The following is a 17,828-nucleotide window of genomic DNA, read 5'->3' as shown; positions in this document are numbered from 1 at the left end:
TTTATCAAGAAAAAAGCCCGCACAAGGCGGGCTTGAAGACGGCTGGATGCCGTGAGGAGAGAGCTAAACTTTTTTCTTAGAAGTCGAACTGGGCGCGGAAGGTCAGGGACTTTTCGCTATCCTCGGTCACATTCCCGATCGTGACATCACTGTCGAAATCGGTATCTACATAGTTCAACAGGAAGCGGGTATTCGGATTTGGCAGCCACTTCAAACCAACTGTCCAGGAATCAGCCTCGTTGGTACGGCCGGCAGTCAGACGACCAGTAGTTGCAGAATTGGCCACAGTGAAATCGGATGCGTCAAAATCACTGAAGCGGACGCCAACTTCCCACGCGCCCCAACCTTGCCCCTTGGGATTGAAATTGTTCTTGGGCTTGATGCGGTCATACTTGCCACCCTTGTAGGAATCGGCGTAGCTTTCGCCGGTGATCAGCCACAGCGCTTCGGCATACCACGCCTTGATTTCACGCTCGTAATCAACGACGCCGCTCTGACCTTCATATTTGGCCATAGCGTATTCGCCTTGCAACTTGACAGGACCGTATGCGAAGGAGCCTTCAACGCCTTGACGAGTACGCTCTACGGAACGGCCATCGTCCGTCAGGGCGCCGGATGCGAAGAACTCGACACCACGACCTTCAGTGCGCTGCGCACTTACAGACTTGGTAGACGGCTGATCGCCATTCGCATAGCTGGCACCGACATGAATGACGGCATCCTTGATATCGGCAATTTCAGCGAAGTTGGCATCTGCGTGAGCAATCCAGTCTTTGCTGTCTTCACGAACATCGGTTTCATCCGTGTTCTTGCCCTGGCCCGTGGAGTAGGCCAGTGCGTAGTTGATACCCTTGAATGGAGTTCCATGCACCATTACGCCCTGCTCCTTGCCCGGAGTAATGTTGGAGTTGTTCACGAAGGAACGCTCCTGGAAATCAATGAAACGCGAGCTGGTTCGCTCTTCCAGGCTGAACGGCATCTTGAACTGACCGAACTGGAATTGTGCTTCTTTCCACCAGTGAACATTCAGGTATGCAACATCCAGATCAGAGCCGTTTTGCGCGAAGTCAGCAGTGGCTTCGAAGCTGTAGTAATCCCAGAACGTACCTTTGACGCCGAGGTATGCACGGCGGATATCGAAGGTATCGGCAGAGTTAGCGTTGGCTTCGGTACCGCTCGAGCTCTCGCTCCAGTCAGAGGTGCGAGAATCCAGTTGGATACGGCCGTTGACAGACATCTTGGTAGACTTGTCGCCGGATTCCCAGGTAATACCGTCCTTGAACGAAGCCTTCACTTCGCTGGCCTTCTTCTTCTCGGCGGCTTCCTTTTCACCTGCGCGGCCCTTTTGCAGCAATGCGCCTTCTTCTTCAGTCAGCACACCCTTGCCGATCAGCGCATTGATGATGTCGTCAGTGGAATCGGCCAGCGCCAGCGGCGCCGCGCCCAGCAGCAGGGCTCCCGAAACGGCGGCAGCGATACCGCGCAATTGAATACTTTTCATGAATCACTCCCGTTAATAAAAATCGAACAAAGCCTTGGATGGCGATGAGTTTCAACTCGGGAGCGATTGTGCGTTTTGAATATGACATTTTTATGACGATAGACGAAATAGCCACAGCCATGTTGTAAAAATACAACACAATGCGGGGCATGGGCAGCCAGATATTCCCTCTTATCGGTGCGTCGCAATATCCGTCGGCGATGCGATATAGCGCGCGTCTGCTGCGGTACGCTTAGTCCCCAGCCCGCCGTCGGTCATGGCTACGTCGGAAGAAACCGCGTGTGCGGAAACGGCGATAACGGCAAGGACTGCCGCCCAGAACAGGGAAACCTGCATTCGATCACTCCTCAGAAAACAGTCAAGCTAGCTGAGGTGCATTGCCAATTTGTGACAGGCAGCAGGCACGGCATGCCCGCCAGAAACAGATTATGGGTGAGCCAGGCTGGGCTTGATCATGATCAGCCCTTCCGCAAGCACTTGCGAGAGCTCCGAGGCCGGCATGGGCTTGCTGAAGAGGAATCCCTGGATATGATCGCAGCGCCGCTCGCGCAGGAAGTCGAGCTGCTCGGCGGTTTCAACGCCTTCGGCCACGCTCACCAATGACATGTTTTGCGCCAGGCCGATCACGGCGGATGCAATCGCGGCGTCTTCCGGATTGGCAGGCACATTCAGCACGAAAGACTGGCAGATCTTGAGCGTATCGATAGGGAAATGCTTGAGGTAAGTCAGCGAGGAAGCACCGGTGCCGAAATCGTCGATGGCAATGCTGACGCCCAGTGCCTTGATGCGCCTGAGCGTATCGACGTTGTGATCGATGTTGTCCATGAAGATGCTTTCCGTCAGCTCCAGCTCAAGAAATTTAGCGGGAAGGCCGGTATCAAGCAATATGCGCTCGACCTTGCCGGCGAGGTCGGATTGCTGGAATTGACGCACCGACAAATTCACGGCGACACGCACCGGATTGCCCTCATCCAGCCATGCCCGGGCCTGACGGCAGGCTTCGCCCAGCACCCAGTCGCCGACGGGCAGGATAAGGCCGGTTTCTTCCAGCAAGGGAATAAATTCGATAGGCGAGACCAGCCCCAGCTCGGGATGCTGCCAGCGGATCAAGGCTTCGACGCCTATGATGCGGTGCCCGTCCATTGCCACCTGCGGCTGAAAATACAGCAGGAATTCGTTGCGCTCCAGCGCGCGGCGCAGGTTGTTTTCCAGCACCATGCGCTCGTAGGCGACCGCGTCCATTTCCGGCATATAGAGCTGGAAGGTATCCTTGCCCAGGCTTTTTGCGGAGTACATCGCCACATCGGCACGCTGCAACAGCATCTCGGCCATTTCGCCCGAGGGTGGGCAGCAGGCGATGCCGATACTGGCGGTGATATAGATTTCATGGCCTTCGACCTCGAATGCCGGCCGTAGCGAATCCAGCATTTTCTGCGCCACGACCTCAGCATCTTCGGCTTGCTGCACATTGGTCAGGATCAGGGCAAATTCGTCCCCGCCCAGCCGTGCCACGGTGTCCGTACCGCGCACGCACGCGCCGATGCGGCCGGCAACCTGCTGCAAGAGCTTGTCGCCTATCGTATGGCCGAGCGTGTCGTTGACGTTCTTGAAGCGGTCGAGATCGACGAACAGCACGCCCACCAGATCGCCCACGCGTTGCGCATTGGCCAGCGCCTGATAGAGCCGCTCGTTGAACATCAGCCGATTCGGCAAGCCCGTCAATGGATCGTGGTTGGCGAGAAAATGCAGGCGCGCCTCGGTCTGCTTGAGCGCGGTAATTTCGGCGAAGACGATGACGCGATGCGACACCTCCCGCGCCAGCCCCAGCACATCGGTAATGCTCATCCAGACGGGAAAGCGCTCGCCACTTTTCCGGCGCAGAAAGGATTCGCCGCGCCAGCCGTTGCAACCTTCGTGGCTAACGGGCACGGCTTCCAGGACATCGCCCCAGATCATGTTGCGGTGATGCCCCGTGACCTCTTCGCCGCTGAAGCCGGTCATCGCGCAGAACGCGGGATTGACGCTCACCACGCGATTCTCGGCATCGGTAATCACGATGCCTTCCATGGTGCTCTCGAACACCTGCGCAGCCAGCCGCAAGCGCTCTTCGGCGCGCTTGCGTTCGATGGCATATCGCATCGCGCGCGCCACCCAGCGCGCATCGACACTGCCTTTGACCAGAAAGTCCTGCGCGCCGGCTTGCACCAGCTCGGAGGCGAACGCCTCGTCGTCCAGGCCGGTCATGACCACGATGGCGACATTGGGCGCTTCGGCGTACACCTGCCAAAAGGTGCGCTTGCTTTCGGAATCAGGCAGGGAAAGATCCAGCAGGATAATGTCGAAATCATGCTCGCGGATCTGGCGCGTAGCCTCCTGGAGCGATGCGGCTTTTGCCAGCGTATATTCCGGCAGCGCTTCCATCAGCATGAATTCCAGCAGGCGGGCGTCGCCCGCGTTGTCTTCGACCAGCAATACCCGCATCAAGTCTCCCTTGCCAACAGGGCGTCTACCGTTCCGCCGCGGCGCAACAGTGCCGAAGCGTCCGCAGGGACCAGCGGACGGCTATAGAGATAGCCCTGGGCATCGTCGCACGACATGCCGCGCAACAAGCTGAGCTGTTCTGCGGTCTCGATACCCTCGGCAAGCCCCTTCATCTTGAATACATGCGCGACCTGGATGACCGCGCGTGCAAAATTGGCGCCTTCCGCCGAAGAGGATGCATCTTCGATCATGGAGCGGTCGAGCTTGATGGAGTCGAAAGGGAATTTGCACAGATAGCGGAAAGAAGCACGCCCACTGCCGAAGTTATCCAGCGCGAGGCGTACACCGAGTTGATGCAGGCGGTTGAGCACCACCAATGCGCGATCCTCGTTATCGGTGAGGGCGGATTCGGGAACTTCGAGCTCAAGCAGTTGCGGAGGCAGCCCACTCTTTTCAAGAGCCGTGGCAACGACATCGGCAAAGTTGTGCTGCAATAATTGTCGCGACGCAAGGTTGACCGACAGGACGAGCGGCTCTGCGTTTTCTTGCTGCCATGCGCGGCCCTGCTTGCAAACCTCGTCCAGCACCCACTCGCCGACGGCAAGAATCAGATCCGAGCCTTCCAGCGCATGCATGAACTGCCCCGGCAACAGCACGCCGCGTTGCGGGTGCTGCCAGCGCAGCAGGGCTTCCATGCCGATGATACGGCCGCTGGCGATATCCACTTGCGGCTGGTAGTTGACCAGGAATTCCTCGTTCTCCAATGCACGGAAAAGCTGGCCGCGCATACCGCTGCTCTCGCCGGCTTCGATGTTCATCGTAGGCGAATAGAAGCGGCTGGCGCTCAACGCCCCGGATTCCGTCTTGGCCTGGTACATCGCGATGTCGGCATTGCGCAGCAGGTCTTCCATGCCGTCCGCATCATTGGGATAAATGCTGATGCCGACGCTGACATGCACATGCAGCATGCGGTCGTGCACCGTGTAGGGCGATTCCATGAAACCCAGCAACTTCTGCGTAACGGCCATCACATCATCCACGCCGCGTACGTCATGCAGGATGAGCACGAACTCGTCGCCCCCCATGCGCGCGATGAAATCCGTTTCTCGCACGCACTCGCGCAGGCGCTCGGCCACTTGGCACAACAACTGGTCGCCGACGTGGTGGCCGAAAATATCGTTGATCGGCTTGAACCCGTTCAGGTCCATCAGCAACAGCGCGATCTGGCTTTCATTGCGGCGCGACCAGGCCATCGCGTTCTTCAGACGGTCGTAAAGATGCTTGCGGTTGGCGAGGCCCGTCAGGCTGTCATGGTGCGCAAAATAATGCAGGCGGTCTTCAAGACGCTTGCGTTCGATGGCGTACTGCAAGGCGCGCGTCAGCAAATGCGCGCTGATATGGTTCTTGACCAGGAAATCCTGCGCACCGTGCTGCACCGCGCTGATCGCCAGTGCCTCATCGCCTATGCTGCTGAGCACGACGACCGGGATTTCCGGTGCGATGGCGTGAATCTTGAGCAACGTGTCCAAACCGGAACCATCCGGCAACTGAAGGTCGAGCAGAATGACCGTCAGGTCTTGCTCCTTCATGATGCTCATCGCCGCTTCCAGCCTGTCGGCGACATGCAGAACGAATCGCTGGTGCTTGTCGTCCACAAGCATTTCATGCACCAGGCGCACATCGCCCGGATTGTCTTCCACCAGCAACAGATGTATCGGCGTTTGGGTCATGGCAGCCTCGCTGGGAACTAGTCCGACGTCACGCTCGACGGCAGAGTGACGATCGTCAGCCAGAAGGTTTCGATGGACTGGATCACCTTGATGAACTGCTCCAGATCGACCGGCTTGGTGACATAGCAATTGGCATGCAGCTCGTAGGTTCTGAGCACATCCTGCTCCGCTTCGGACGAGGTGATGATGACCACCGGAATCAGGCGCAGATTGGGGTCGGCCTTCACTTCAGCCAGCACTTCGCGACCGTCCTTCTTCGGCAGATTAAGATCCAGCAGGATCACGTCGGGGCGGGGTGCGTTGGCATAGTTGCCCGTACGGCGCAGAAATGCCATCGCCTCGACACCATCCGGCACCACGTTCAGGTTGTTGCTGATCTTGCTCTCGCGCAAGGCTTCCTTGGTCAAACGAACGTCGCCGGGATTATCTTCCGCCAACAAAAACTCAACCGGCCTACCCATTGCTCTTGTCTCCATAGTTACTCCTTCGCTTTAGGGGCGGCGGACAATGTAAAAAGAAAAGTCGCGCCCTTTCCGGATTCGGATTCAACCCAGATTGCGCCGCCGTGGCGCTCTACAATTTTTTTGCAGACGGCAAGGCCGATCCCGGTTCCCGGGTACTCCTGCTTGCCGTGCAAACGCTGAAAAATCACAAAAATGCGGTCAAAAAACTCCGGTGAAATACCGATGCCGTTGTCCCGGACCGAAACTACCCATTCGTCGTTGCGCCGCACGGCCCCGATATGGATTTGCGGTTTTTCGCCGCCGTGAAACTTGAGCGCATTGCCGATCAGGTTTTGCAGAAGCTGTGTCAGTTGCGATACATCCGCCACGACCCGAGGCATCTCGTCATGCGTCACGGTCGCGCCCGACTCCGCGATCGCCATGCGCAAATTGATCAGCGCATGTTCCAGCGCCAGGCCGGATTCGCACGGCTGCAGCGGCTTGCCGCGCGTACCGACGCGCGAAATCATCAGCAGGTCGTTGATCAGCGCCTGCATACGCATCGCGCCATCCACCGCGTAATGGATGAACTCGTTGGCGTCTTCATCCAGATTGTCCTTGTAGCGCCGCGCCAGCAATTGCGTATAGCTGGCGACCATGCGCAGCGGCTCCTGCAAATCGTGCGAGGCGACGTAGGCAAACTGCTCCAGTTCGCGGTTGGAGCGGGCTAGTTCGTCGGTACGGTTGACCAGCGCCTCTTGTGTTTGCTTGAAGGTCGTGATGTCGGAGAACTCGACAATGACGTGGGTCACCACGCCCTTCCCGTCTTTCGCGCCGGTGACGTTCATCCAGGAGGGGAATTCTTCGCCGGAATGGCGCTTGAGGATCGTTTCGCCCTGCCATTGCCCGCCGGCCTGCACGGTCGCCAGTATTTCGTCGAAAGCCCCCTGCGTCGAATCGGCATGCAGCGCGCGCAAGCTCTTGCCGATGATTTCCTGCGGCGTATAGCCCGTCACGGCGGTGACGCTCTTGTTGCCGTGCAGGATCACGCCGTGCAGATCGGCGATCACCACGCCTTCGAGATTGGTCTCGAACACCGTCGAAAAGACGCGCAGTTCTTCGCGGTCGGCGTGCACGAACGCCGAAACGGTGAGGGCGATATCGAACATCGCCAGGCGCGTCAGAACGCGGTAATACTCGGTCAGGCGTTCGGTGTCGCCCTCTGCCAGCTGCAAGACTTCAGGCAACAACCGATCGAGATAGAAGGCGAACGAACCGAGAAACCAGCGCAGACGCAGCTGGTGGCTTTGCTGTATGACGCCGGCACGCACGCGTTTGCGCACGTACTCCTCGTCGAGGTTGCTGGTAATGAATTCTGAAAAATAGTCGCGCTGCTGCTGGCGGATGCTTTCCATGCGCGAGGGATCGTCGAAAACCGCACTGATGCCCTGAAACTTGCCGAGATAATCATAGAGCGCATCGACCAGTGCCGGTTCGCGGCTGGCGAGCTTTTGCTCAAGCTCCTTGATGACGGCGATTTCGTGCTCGCCCAGGCCGAAGATTTCCTTGCGGGCGGCCTGCTCTTCCGCCCCGGGAAAGATACGCTCGATCAGGGCATCAAGTTCGGAGGGATAGTCGGTCATGACCGGATCGGACGAATCACAGCAGACCGTTGAGGTGATTCAGGCGTGGAGATGCTCCGTTTCGCGGCGCGAAAAACGCACAAATAGATAGCCAACCCACACCTCCAGAGAATTCGTAGTAACGTACCGCTCCGGCCTTTGGCGAGGCTCTTGTTTTATTGTTTTTATCAGATCGGCAACGTGGTGTCAGGCTGCCACGCCACTCATTTTTTTCTATTTTTTCACATGCTTTTAGCTACCAAACCCATTCGCGGCTTGCTACATATACCTCAAATGGGGGATTCCGGGCGCATGTGGGGGAACAATATCACATCACGGATACTAGGGGAATCGGTCAAAAGCATGACCAGCCGGTCGATACCGATGCCACAGCCGCCAGCCGGAGGCATGCCGTATTCCAGTGCGCGAATGTAGTCGGCGTCGTAGTACATCGCTTCGTCGTCACCCGCCTCTTTGGCCTCCACCTGCTGGCGGAAACGTGTCGCCTGGTCTTCCGGATCGTTCAATTCCGAGAAGCCGTTGGCGATTTCGCGGCCGGTGATGAACAGCTCGAAACGCTCGGTAATGCCTGGCAGCGTATCGGAAGCGCGTGCCAATGGCGACACTTCGACCGGATAGTCGATGATATAGGTCGGCTCCCACAGCTGCGATTCGGCGGTTTCCTCGAACAGCGCCAGTTGCAGTGCGCCCAGGCCCAGGTGGGGCAGCGCCTCGATGCTCCACTTGCTCTTGAGTTCCGCGCGAATGAATGCCGTATCCTCGAGTTGCGCATCGGTGTATTCCGGCGCGTATTTCTTGATTGCGCCGACAATGGTCAGGCGTTGAAATGGCTTGGCCAGATCGACTTCACGCCCCTGATAGGTCACGGTTGCGGTGCCGCAAGCGGCAATCGCCGCCGCACGGATGCACTGCTCGGTGAAATCCATCAGCCACTTGTAATCGGTGTATGCCGCGTAGAACTCCATCATCGTGAATTCGGGGTTGTGGCGGACCGACAAACCTTCATTACGGAAATTGCGGTTGATTTCGAACACACGCTCGAAGCCGCCCACGATCAGGCGCTTGAGGAACAGCTCCGGCGCGATGCGCAGGAACATCCGCATGTCCAGCGCGTTGTGGTGCGTGGTAAACGGCTTGGCCGCCGCGCCGCCCGGGATCGGATGCAGCATCGGCGTTTCGACTTCCAGGAACTGGTTGCCCAGCATGAAGCCGCGGATCGCCGCGACGATTCGACTCCGCGCGATGAAAGTCTTGCGCGTGTCCTCGTTCATGATGAGATCGACGTAACGCTGGCGATACTTGGTTTCCTGGTCGGCCAGGCCGTGGAATTTTTCCGGCAGCGGACGCAGCGACTTGGAGATCAAGCGCAGCGCGTCGACCTTGACCGACAACTCCCCGGTCTTGGTCTTGAACAGCACGCCTTCGGCGGCGAGGATATCGCCCATATCCCACTTCTTGAACGCGTCGTAAAGCTCTTCGCCGATACTCTCGCGGGAAATAAACAGCTGGATGCGGCTGCTGGCGTCCTGCACGGTGGCAAAACTGGCCTTGCCCATCACGCGCTTCAGCATCATGCGGCCGGCGACGGCGACGCGAATGCCCTGCGGTTCCAGCTCTTCACCCGTTTTCTCGCCGTGCTCGGCATGCAGATCAGCCGCGCGGTGCGTGGGGCGCACGTCGTTGGGGAAGGCCACGCCCTGCTCGCGCAATGCCTTCAGCTTGTTGCGGCGCTCGGCAATAACGTGGGACTCGTCCTGGACTGGTTGATTTTCTTCCATCATTTAACCCTATAAATCTTTAACCACGGAGCACACGGAGAACACAGAGAAAACCTCTAGAGAACAAATCTGCGTAGCCCGTGTTTCAGTAATTTTTCGTTGAAGTTGATTAATAATCCCAGCTTGCAATTGGCAAGCCTCATGTATGTCATCAATTGCGCATCGTGAATCGGCAGTAATGTATCCACTGCCTTGATCTCGATAATCACCGAGTCATTCACCAGCAAATCCAGTCTATATCCGCAGTCCAGTGCCAGCTCCCGATAATGCAGAGGCATTGGCTTCTGACGATCGATCCTGAAACCGGCATGCTCAAGCTCATACGCTAGACAAGTTTCATAAGCAGATTCCAGCAATCCTGGCCCAAGTCGTTTGTGTGCACCTCGATCGCACAACCAAGAATACCCTCGGAAAGCTCCTTGAGAACCAAATCTCGGTGTGCTCTGTGCTCTCCGTGGTTCAAGAATTTACACGCCCTGCTTCAGACTTTCGGTGATGAACGGGTCGAGATCGCCGTCCAGCACGCCTTGGGTATTGCCGATTTCGACGTTGGTGCGCAGATCCTTGATGCGTGATTGATCGAGCACGTAGGAACGGATTTGATGGCCCCAGCCGATGTCGGTCTTGGAATCTTCCAGCGCCTGCTTTTCTTCGTTGCGCTTGCGTAGTTCCAGCGCGTACAGCTGCGCCTTCAGCATGTTCATCGCCTCGTCCTTGTTGCGGTGCTGCGAGCGGTCGTTCTGGCACTGCACGACGGTATTGGTCGGGATGTGCGTGATACGCACCGCAGAGTCGGTCTTATTGATGTGCTGGCCGCCGGCACCGCTGGCACGATAGGTATCGATGCGCAGATCGGCGGGGTTGATGTCGATCTCGATGGAGTCGTCGACTTCCGGATAGACGAAGACGCTGGCAAAACTGGTGTGACGGCGGTTGCCGGAATCGAACGGCGACTTGCGCACCAGCCGGTGCACGCCGATCTCGGTGCGCAGCGTGCCGAACGCATATTCGCCGGAAACCTTCAGACTGGCACTCTTGAGGCCGGCCACATCGCCCTCGGACTCTTCCAGCACCTCGACCTGGAAACCCTTGCGCTCGCAGTATTTCAGATACATCCGCAGCAACATTGATGCCCAGTCCTGCGCCTCGGTACCGCCGGAGCCCGCCTGGATATCGATGAAACAGTTGTTGGGGTCCATCGGGTTGTTGAACATGCGGCGGAATTCCAGCTCCGCCACGCGCGCTTCGAGCGCCTCCGAATCGGCTTGCACGGAGAGCAGCGTGTCGTCGTCGTTTTCTTCGCGCGCCATCTCGAACAGCTCCCGGCCGTCGCGCAGGCCGCTGTCCACTTCAATCAGGGTATTGACCACCGCTTCCAGGTTGCGACGTTCGCGGCCGAGCTCTTGCGCGCGCTTGCTGTCGTTCCAGATGGCCGGATCTTCCAGCAATCCGGAAACTTCTTCTAGCCGATGCTGCTTGTTGGCGAAGTCAAAGATACCCCCTGAGCGCGTTGCTGCGCTCGGAGAGGTCCGCCAACCGATTGGCGATGAGATTGATCTGTTCTGCTTCCATGGTGACAATTTGCGCCGAAAAGGGCGAAATTATACCGCAAAGCCCTGCCACTCCGGGGATATCAAGGAACGATGGCGCCTTTTTCAAGCAAGCGCGCGAAATCGTCGGCAGGAACGGGGCGGCTGTAGAAATAACCCTGCAGCTGATCGCAGCCGAGACGCGTCAGGAACTCCGCCTGCTCGCGCGTTTCCACACCCTCGGCCACGGTTTTCAGCCCCAGGCTTTTCGCCATATTGGCGATCGCGCTGACGATGGTAATGGCACTCTTTTTATCCGGCAGGTCGCAGACGAAAGACTGGTCTATTTTCAGGATATTGATCGGGAAGCGCGTGAGATAGCTGAACGACGAATAACCGGTGCCGAAGTCGTCCACCGACAGCATGAATCCCATACCGCGCAATTCATGCAGCAGGGCGATGGTCAGCTCCACATCCTTCATCAGGGTGCTTTCAGTGATTTCCAGTTCCAGCCATTCCGTGACCATGTCCGATTTGGCAAGCATTTTTTGTAGTTGCGGCTTGAATTCGGGATGATGCAGCTGCATGCCGGACACATTGACCGCTACCGGCACGAGTTGCAGCCCCTGCCGTTTCCATTCGCGGATTTGCTTGCTGGCCTGCTTCAACACCCATTCGCCGATGGGGACGATCATGCCGGTTTCTTCCGCCAGAGGGATAAAGTCGGCAGGCGAAACGAAGCCCATGGCCGGACTTTGCCAGCGAATCAGCGCCTCAGCGCCGATGATGCGGCCATTGTTGCCATCCACCTTGGGCTGGTAATGCAGCACGAACTCCTCGTTTTCCAGCGCCTGCCGCATTTGTCTTTCCATCTCGCGCCGCCGGCGCACGCGGTCGTTCAGGGTTTCGGTGAAATAGCTGTAACGGGCGCGCCCCTCTTCCTTGGCCTGATACATCGCCAGGTCGGCGTTGCGTATCAGTTCATCGACGGAACTCGCATCGTCCGGAAAGACGCTGATACCGATGCTGGTGGTGATGTGCACCGTCTTGTCGTCGAGAGCAACCGGCCGGGCGACGATTTCGAGCAGCTTTTCCGCAACCAGCGCCACATCCTCGATACGCTTGGGCTCGACCAGGCCGATGACGAATTCGTCGCCGCCGAAACGCGAGACCACGTCGCTGCGGCGCACCACTTGCCGGATGCGTTGCGCCACTTCCTGCAACACCTGGTCGCCCAGGGGATGGTTATAGGTATCGTTGACATGTTTGAAGCGGTCAAGATCGAGAAACAGCAGCGCGAATTTACGCTGCGAACGCTGCGAGAACAGGGTTGCCTGCTCCAGCTTGTCGCGGAGCAAAGACCGGTTGGCGAGTTCGGTCAGCGGGTCGAAATAGGCCAACTGTTCGATTTTTCGCTCTCTCTCCTTGGCTTCGGTGACGTCGGTAATCAGGCCGAAAATCCCCACGCGCTCATCGCGCGCGTCGAAGAGTGGCGCGCCCTTGAACAGCCCCAGCCTGGATTCGCCGTTGGCCCCCTGAAAGCCGATTTCAGCGCTGGCGGTACGGCCTTTTTCCAGTTTGGTTACCAGGCCTTCTATCGTTTTCTTGTCGCGACCGTCAAACAGCCGGTCAAAACGGCTGTCCAGCAAATCCATCGCGTTACGGCCGCACATGGCCTCGAAGGCGGGGTTAATATCCGTGATCATGCCGGAAGCATCGATCAGCACATAGCCTTCCGAAGTGTTGTGAAGAATGGACCGCACCAGCCTCTGTGCATCCAGCATCTGCTCCTGGGCACGATTGATCTCGGACAGGTCGCGGAACAGGCAGACGCAGATTGCCGCATCGCCCAGCTCCGTTCTGCATACAAGGAAATCCGCGCGATTCGTCCCGCCGTTGCGCTGGCGTAAGGTGACGGTGCGTTCGCCGTTCGGCCCGCGCGGGATCATCGCGTATTCGGATAACGCCAACTCGACATTGGGGGCGGCGGCCAGTTCCTCGACCCACTCGGCCAGGCTCGCGCCCGCAATTTCTTCTCCGACAATGCCAAGCATGCGCTGCGCCGACAGGTTGATATGCACCAGATGGGCCAAACGATCCGTGACCGCCACCGCTTCGCCCAGCTCTTCAAGCAATGCCACCAGCTGATAAACCGGGTTGTTACGCTGGCGCGCGAGGTCGATCACTTCCATGTTACCCCCTGTCATAACTACACTCCCGAATGCTGGATATTCATAGCAAGAAATGCAATGCCCATGCGCCACCCAGCCCGGCCACCACGGCAATCACTGCCGGCAGGCAAAGACGCGCCAGAGCCATGCTGCCCACGACCGCCACCAGGCCGAGCTTGAAACCCATATTGGCAATGTAGGCAATAATGATGGCGGATACCGTCTGCATTGGGTCCAGCTTGCCTTGCTCGAACAATCTCAGGCTGGATAATGTGATGGCATCGACATCGGTCAACCCGGACACCAGCGCCAGGGCATAAAGCCCGCCAGTACCCGCATAATCGGACAGCCATGCAGCGGTCACCAGAACGGCGGCATAAAACAACCCGAACCCCAACGCAACCTTGATCTCGGTGGGATTGGTAATTTCCGGCATCGGCAATTCACCTTCGCGATTGATTTTTCGCCAGATAAGATAGGTCACCGCTCCGCCCATCACCAGACCGCCCGCCAGCACCGGCAGGAGATAAACCACGATGCGCGGCGAAACCACGCTGCCCAGCACTGCCAGCCTGACCAGCACCACCAGGCTGGCGATCAGGATGACGACAGCCGCCAGCCGGGTGAACTTCTCGCCGCCCTTGCCGTGACGCGCATAGACCAGCGTCGTGGCGGTACTGGAGGCCAAGCCACCGAACACTCCCAGCAAAGGAGCGCCATAACGCTGGCCGGCAATACGCAGCGCCGCATACCCGGCGAGGCTGACACCGGAAATCAGCACTACCATCACCCATATCTGATTGAGATTGAGCGCGTTGTACGGACCGAAATCGCGGTCGGGCAATATCGGCAACACGATGAAGGAAAGCACCGCGAATTGCAGCACCGACTGCACATCGGTGCGCGACAGGCTTTTGCTGAGGTTCTGCAGCTCGGGCTTGTAATGCAGGAGTATGGTGGTGACGATAGCCAGCATGACCGCCAGGGTCGTCTCGCCATACCAGACCATCGCCCCCAGGCCGAAGCAGAAAACAAGCGCCGTCTCGGTCGTGGTGCCGGGGTCCTCGAGCTTGCGGTCTTCCAGATAGGCGCTTACGATCAAATAGGCAACAACAATAAAGCCGGCGACGAGAATCCACGGCGATCCGGCTTTTTCCGCCAGCATGGCGGACAGCGTTCCCAGCAGTGCCGTCAACGTAAACGTTCGCAGGCCCGCCTTTGCCACGGGGCTGCGCTCGCGTTCTAGCCCGATCAGCAGGCCGATTGCCAGACTGATCAGGAATGCCGGGACATGTTGCAAGTCATTGCCTTGACTAAAAAAGTCACCAATATCCATAAGCGCTACGCATATACAGGATGCCTGCAATACTACTTCTTTGCGCTGCGCCGGGAAAGCGCCGGATGTTGGATCGGAAACGCTCAATTAAAATGACAACTTGTCACAAATCTGTAACACATACCCATTACAGTGGCGCAAGTTTCAGTTCCAACACTATCAATCACGGAGATTGCCATGCAATTCAAGTTCGCTAAAACCTTGGGCGTCGCAGCCGCTGTTGCCGGCCTGTATGCCGCTCCCGCAACCGTCCTGGCAGCCGAAAAGATCGTGAAGATCGACGGTTCCAGCACGGTCTATCCGATCACCGAAGCGGTGGCCGAAGAATTCCAGATTTCCAAGAAGGGCGCCGTCAAGGTTACCGTCGGCATCTCCGGCACCGGCGGCGGCTTCAAGAAGTTCTGCCGCGGCGAAACCGATATCTCCGGCGCTTCCCGTCCGATCCTGCAAAAGGAAATGGACGCCTGCAAGGAAGCCGGCATCCAGTACATCGAACTGCCGGTGGCGTATGACGCCCTGACCGTGGTGCTCAACCCGAAGAACGACTGGGCCAAGAACATCACCGTGGCTGAACTCAAGAAAATGTGGGAACCGGCCGCACAAGGCAAGGTGAAGACCTGGAAGCAGGTCAATGCCGCATGGCCCGACAAGCCGTTGAAGCTGTTCGGCGCAGGCGCCGACTCCGGCACCTTCGACTATTTCACCGAAGCCATTGTCGGCAAGGCGAAATCCAGCCGTGGCGACTTTACCGCCTCCGAAGACGACAACGTGCTGGTGCAGGGCGTTTCGCAGGACGTGAACGCCATCGGTTATTTCGGCTATGCCTACTATGAAGAAAACCAGGACAAGCTGAAGGCTGCCGCCATCGTTGAGAAAGCCGGCAAGCCTGCCGTTATGCCTTCGCCTCAAACCGTGATGAACGGCACCTACCAGCCGCTGTCCCGTCCGATCTTCATCTACGTCAATGCGACCGCTGCCGCCTTCAAGCCGGAAGTGAAGGAGTTCGTCAATTTCTACCTGAAGAACGCGCCGGAGCTGGTCAAGGAAGTGAAGTACATTCCGCTTCCGGCCAACGAATACGCTGCGGTCAATGCTCACTGGAAGGCCCTGAAGCCGGGTACCGGTTTCGGCGGCGTACCTGAAGTCGGCGTCAAGATCGAAGAGCTGCTGAAGCGCATCAAGTAAGCCTTTTCCAACCGCCGGGACAAGCGTTCCGGCGGTTGGTCTAACCCCCTCCGTTCCGTTACAATGCACGGGTTAAAACAACTATGAGCATGGCAACCGAAGTGCTGAATAATCCACTGGAACTTCGCATCAGCGACCGTCTCGCCAAGAATTTCCGGCGCCACTTCAAAGAGCGGGTGATTGAGTTCATTCTCATGATGGCCGCCCTGTCGGCTGTCGCCACCACAGTTGGCATTGTCGCCATCCTGCTTTACGAATCCGCCGGCTTTTTCGCGCATGTCTCCATTGTGGACTTCCTCACCGACACGCAATGGACACCGCTGTTCGAAGATGCCCACTACGGTATCCTGCCGCTGGTAATGGGCACTCTGGTCACGTCGGGCATCGCATTGATGGTGGCGGTACCGCTCGGCACCATCGCCGCCATTTATCTTTCCGAATTCGCTTCGCACCGCGTGCGGGAAATCTGCAAGCCCATCCTTGAGTTGCTGGTAGGCGTGCCTACGGTGGTGTTCGGCTACTTTGCGCTGCTGTTCGTCACGCCCATGCTGCAAAAGATTTTCCCCGAACTCCCCGGCTTCAATATGCTGGGCCCAGGCATCGTCATGGGCATCATGATCATTCCTTACATCAGTTCGATGGCGGAAGACGCAATGCGCGCCGTGCCGATGAGCATGCGCGAAGGCTCCTACGCCATGGGCGCAACGCGCTTCCAGACTGCGGTGCGCGTGGTTGCGCCAGCCGCCACCTCGGGGATTATCGCCGCCTACATCCTCGGTATCTCCCGCGCCGTGGGCGAAACCATGGTGGTTGCGATCGCCGCCGGCCAGCAGCCGACGATGACCATCAACCCGATGGAGGGCGCCGCCACCATTACCGCCTATATCGTGCAGGTGGCCATGGGCGATCTGCCGCACGGCAGCATCGGCTATCAGAGCATTTTCGCCGCCGGCCTGGTGCTCGCCTTCATGACCTTATTCTTCAATCTGCTGGGCCACCTGGCTCGCAAGAAATACCGCGAGGCTTACTAAAATGACGACCCAACAGCCAGCCGTGCTGAAAAACCTGGACGAAGTGCGGGCGATGATTCGTCGGCACAAGCTGAACGACTATATTTTCTCCATCATTGGCCTGATCGCCTTGATGGTGGGGCTGTTGACGCTGCTGACGCTGTTTGTCGACCTGGTCATGGACGGCTACCCGCGTTTCAATCAGGAGTTTCTCAGCAACTTCCCATCGCGCCGGGCAGGCAGCGCCGGGCTGTTGACTGCCTGGGTAGGTTCCTTGCTAGTCATGACGGTCACCTTTGTTACGGCCGTGCCGCTGGGCGTAGCGGCGGGCGTCTATCTGGAAGAATATGCTCCGAAGAACTGGTTTACCGACCTGATCGAAATCAACGTCAGCAATCTGGCCGGGGTCCCTTCGATCATCTACGGCCTGCTGGCGCTGGGTCTGTTCGTCTACATTCTCGATCTGGGACAAAGCATCCTGACCGCGGGCCTGACGCTGGCGTTGCTGATCCTGCCGGTAGTCATTGTCACCACGCGCGAATCCATCCGCGCGATTCCGGTCAGTATCCGCGAAGGCGCTTACGCCGTCGGTGCAACCAAATGGCAGGTCGTTTCCGATCACATCCTGCACTACTCGTTCGGCGGCATCCTGACCGGCATCATCATCGGCATGGCTCGCGCACTGGGTGAAACAGCGCCCGTGATTACCATCGGCGCCCTGACGTTCATCGCCTTCCTGCCGCCGGCACCGGTTATGGCCGAACCGCCATTCCTCAATTTCGAATGGCTGCAATCGGGCTTTACCGTGCTGCCGATTCAGATGTTCAACTGGCTGTCGCGCCCGGATCATGCGTTCCATACCAACGCTGCGGCAACCGGCGCGATCATCATCATAGTGACGCTGCTGATGAACGGCACGGCGATCTGGCTGCGCTACCGCATCCGCAAGAACATCAAATGGTAAGTCTGCGCGGCATGTACTGTCTGCGGCTCGCCGTCGCGTCTTCGCCCGATTGCCGCA

Annotated in this window: 14 protein-coding genes; 3 read left to right on the top strand and 11 right to left on the bottom strand. The window is 58.1% G+C overall.

Annotated features, from left to right (window positions below):
• Nucleotides 1–76: 76 nt before the first annotated feature.
• The 11 genes from A7976_RS13735 to A7976_RS13690 all read right to left on the bottom strand — a co-directional run bounded on the left by A7976_RS13735 (nt 77) and on the right by A7976_RS13690 (nt 14,576).
• Complete coding sequence (locus tag A7976_RS13735; protein ID WP_067113101.1) at nt 77–1,501, bottom strand: OprO/OprP family phosphate-selective porin; 1,425 nt, start codon at nt 1,499–1,501, stop codon at nt 77–79.
• A gap of 171 nt (nt 1,502–1,672) precedes the next feature.
• Nucleotides 1,673–1,837, bottom strand: coding sequence for a hypothetical protein (locus A7976_RS15230; RefSeq protein WP_165601747.1), 165 nt, complete (start codon nt 1,835–1,837; stop codon nt 1,673–1,675).
• Nucleotides 1,838–1,927: 90 nt separating this feature from the next.
• Complete coding sequence (locus A7976_RS13730) at nt 1,928–3,982, bottom strand: bifunctional diguanylate cyclase/phosphodiesterase (RefSeq protein ID WP_067113098.1); 2,055 nt, start codon at nt 3,980–3,982, stop codon at nt 1,928–1,930.
• Entirely contained in the window at nt 3,982–5,712 is a 1,731-nt protein-coding gene (locus tag A7976_RS13725; RefSeq protein WP_067113096.1) for a GGDEF domain-containing response regulator, read from the bottom strand. Before A7976_RS13725 ends, A7976_RS13730 begins: the two co-directional genes overlap by 1 nt.
• Before the next feature lie 17 nt (nt 5,713–5,729).
• Nucleotides 5,730–6,188: a response regulator gene (locus A7976_RS13720; protein WP_067113094.1), complete on the bottom strand. Its 459-nt coding sequence runs from the start codon at nt 6,186–6,188 to the stop codon at nt 5,730–5,732.
• Nucleotides 6,189–6,190: 2 nt separating this feature from the next.
• Complete coding sequence (locus tag A7976_RS13715; protein ID WP_067113091.1) at nt 6,191–7,798, bottom strand: protoglobin domain-containing protein; 1,608 nt, start codon at nt 7,796–7,798, stop codon at nt 6,191–6,193.
• Between the two features lie 269 nt (nt 7,799–8,067).
• A complete protein-coding gene (gene lysS, locus A7976_RS13710; RefSeq protein ID WP_067113088.1) occupies nt 8,068–9,579 on the bottom strand; it encodes a lysine--tRNA ligase in 1,512 nt (503 codons plus the stop codon).
• Between the two features lie 53 nt (nt 9,580–9,632).
• Nucleotides 9,633–9,971: a GxxExxY protein gene (locus A7976_RS13705; protein ID WP_256365520.1), complete on the bottom strand. Its 339-nt coding sequence runs from the start codon at nt 9,969–9,971 to the stop codon at nt 9,633–9,635.
• A 72-nt stretch (nt 9,972–10,043) separates the two neighbouring features.
• Nucleotides 10,044–11,148, bottom strand: a protein-coding gene (gene prfB, locus A7976_RS15020; protein ID WP_106403882.1) for a peptide chain release factor 2 whose coding sequence is annotated in 2 segments (ribosomal slippage) — nt 10,044–11,066 and nt 11,068–11,148 — 1,104 coding nt in all. Because the reading frame shifts where the segments join, the coding sequence is not laid out codon by codon here.
• 61 nt (nt 11,149–11,209) lie between these two features.
• Nucleotides 11,210–13,312, bottom strand: a complete 2,103-nt coding sequence (locus A7976_RS13695; RefSeq protein ID WP_082878163.1) for a bifunctional diguanylate cyclase/phosphodiesterase — start codon at nt 13,310–13,312, stop codon at nt 11,210–11,212.
• Nucleotides 13,313–13,337: 25 nt separating this feature from the next.
• A complete protein-coding gene (locus A7976_RS13690; protein ID WP_240483894.1) occupies nt 13,338–14,576 on the bottom strand; it encodes an MgtC/SapB family protein in 1,239 nt (412 codons plus the stop codon).
• Nucleotides 14,577–14,789: 213 nt separating this feature from the next.
• Here A7976_RS13690 and A7976_RS13685 point away from each other — a divergent pair, with 213 nt between their 5' ends.
• From A7976_RS13685 to pstA, 3 genes are all read left to right on the top strand, one after another.
• Entirely contained in the window at nt 14,790–15,797 is a 1,008-nt protein-coding gene (locus A7976_RS13685; protein ID WP_067113079.1) for a PstS family phosphate ABC transporter substrate-binding protein, read from the top strand.
• Nucleotides 15,798–15,880: 83 nt separating this feature from the next.
• Nucleotides 15,881–16,828 carry a phosphate ABC transporter permease subunit PstC gene (pstC, locus tag A7976_RS13680; RefSeq protein ID WP_067113077.1) on the top strand — a complete coding sequence of 316 codons (948 nt, stop codon included), beginning with the start codon at nt 15,881–15,883 and terminating at the stop codon, nt 16,826–16,828.
• A 1-nt stretch (nt 16,829) separates the two neighbouring features.
• Nucleotides 16,830–17,771 carry a phosphate ABC transporter permease PstA gene (gene pstA / locus A7976_RS13675; protein ID WP_067113074.1) on the top strand — a complete coding sequence of 314 codons (942 nt, stop codon included), beginning with the start codon at nt 16,830–16,832 and terminating at the stop codon, nt 17,769–17,771.
• The last annotated feature ends 57 nt before the right edge of the window (nt 17,772–17,828 follow it).

Source organism: Methylobacillus sp. MM3 (genome assembly GCF_001645185.1).
GTDB lineage: Bacteria > Pseudomonadota > Gammaproteobacteria > Burkholderiales > Methylophilaceae > MM2.
Note: the sequence above shows the minus strand (reverse complement) of the source record. Positions and strands in the feature narration are given on the sequence as shown.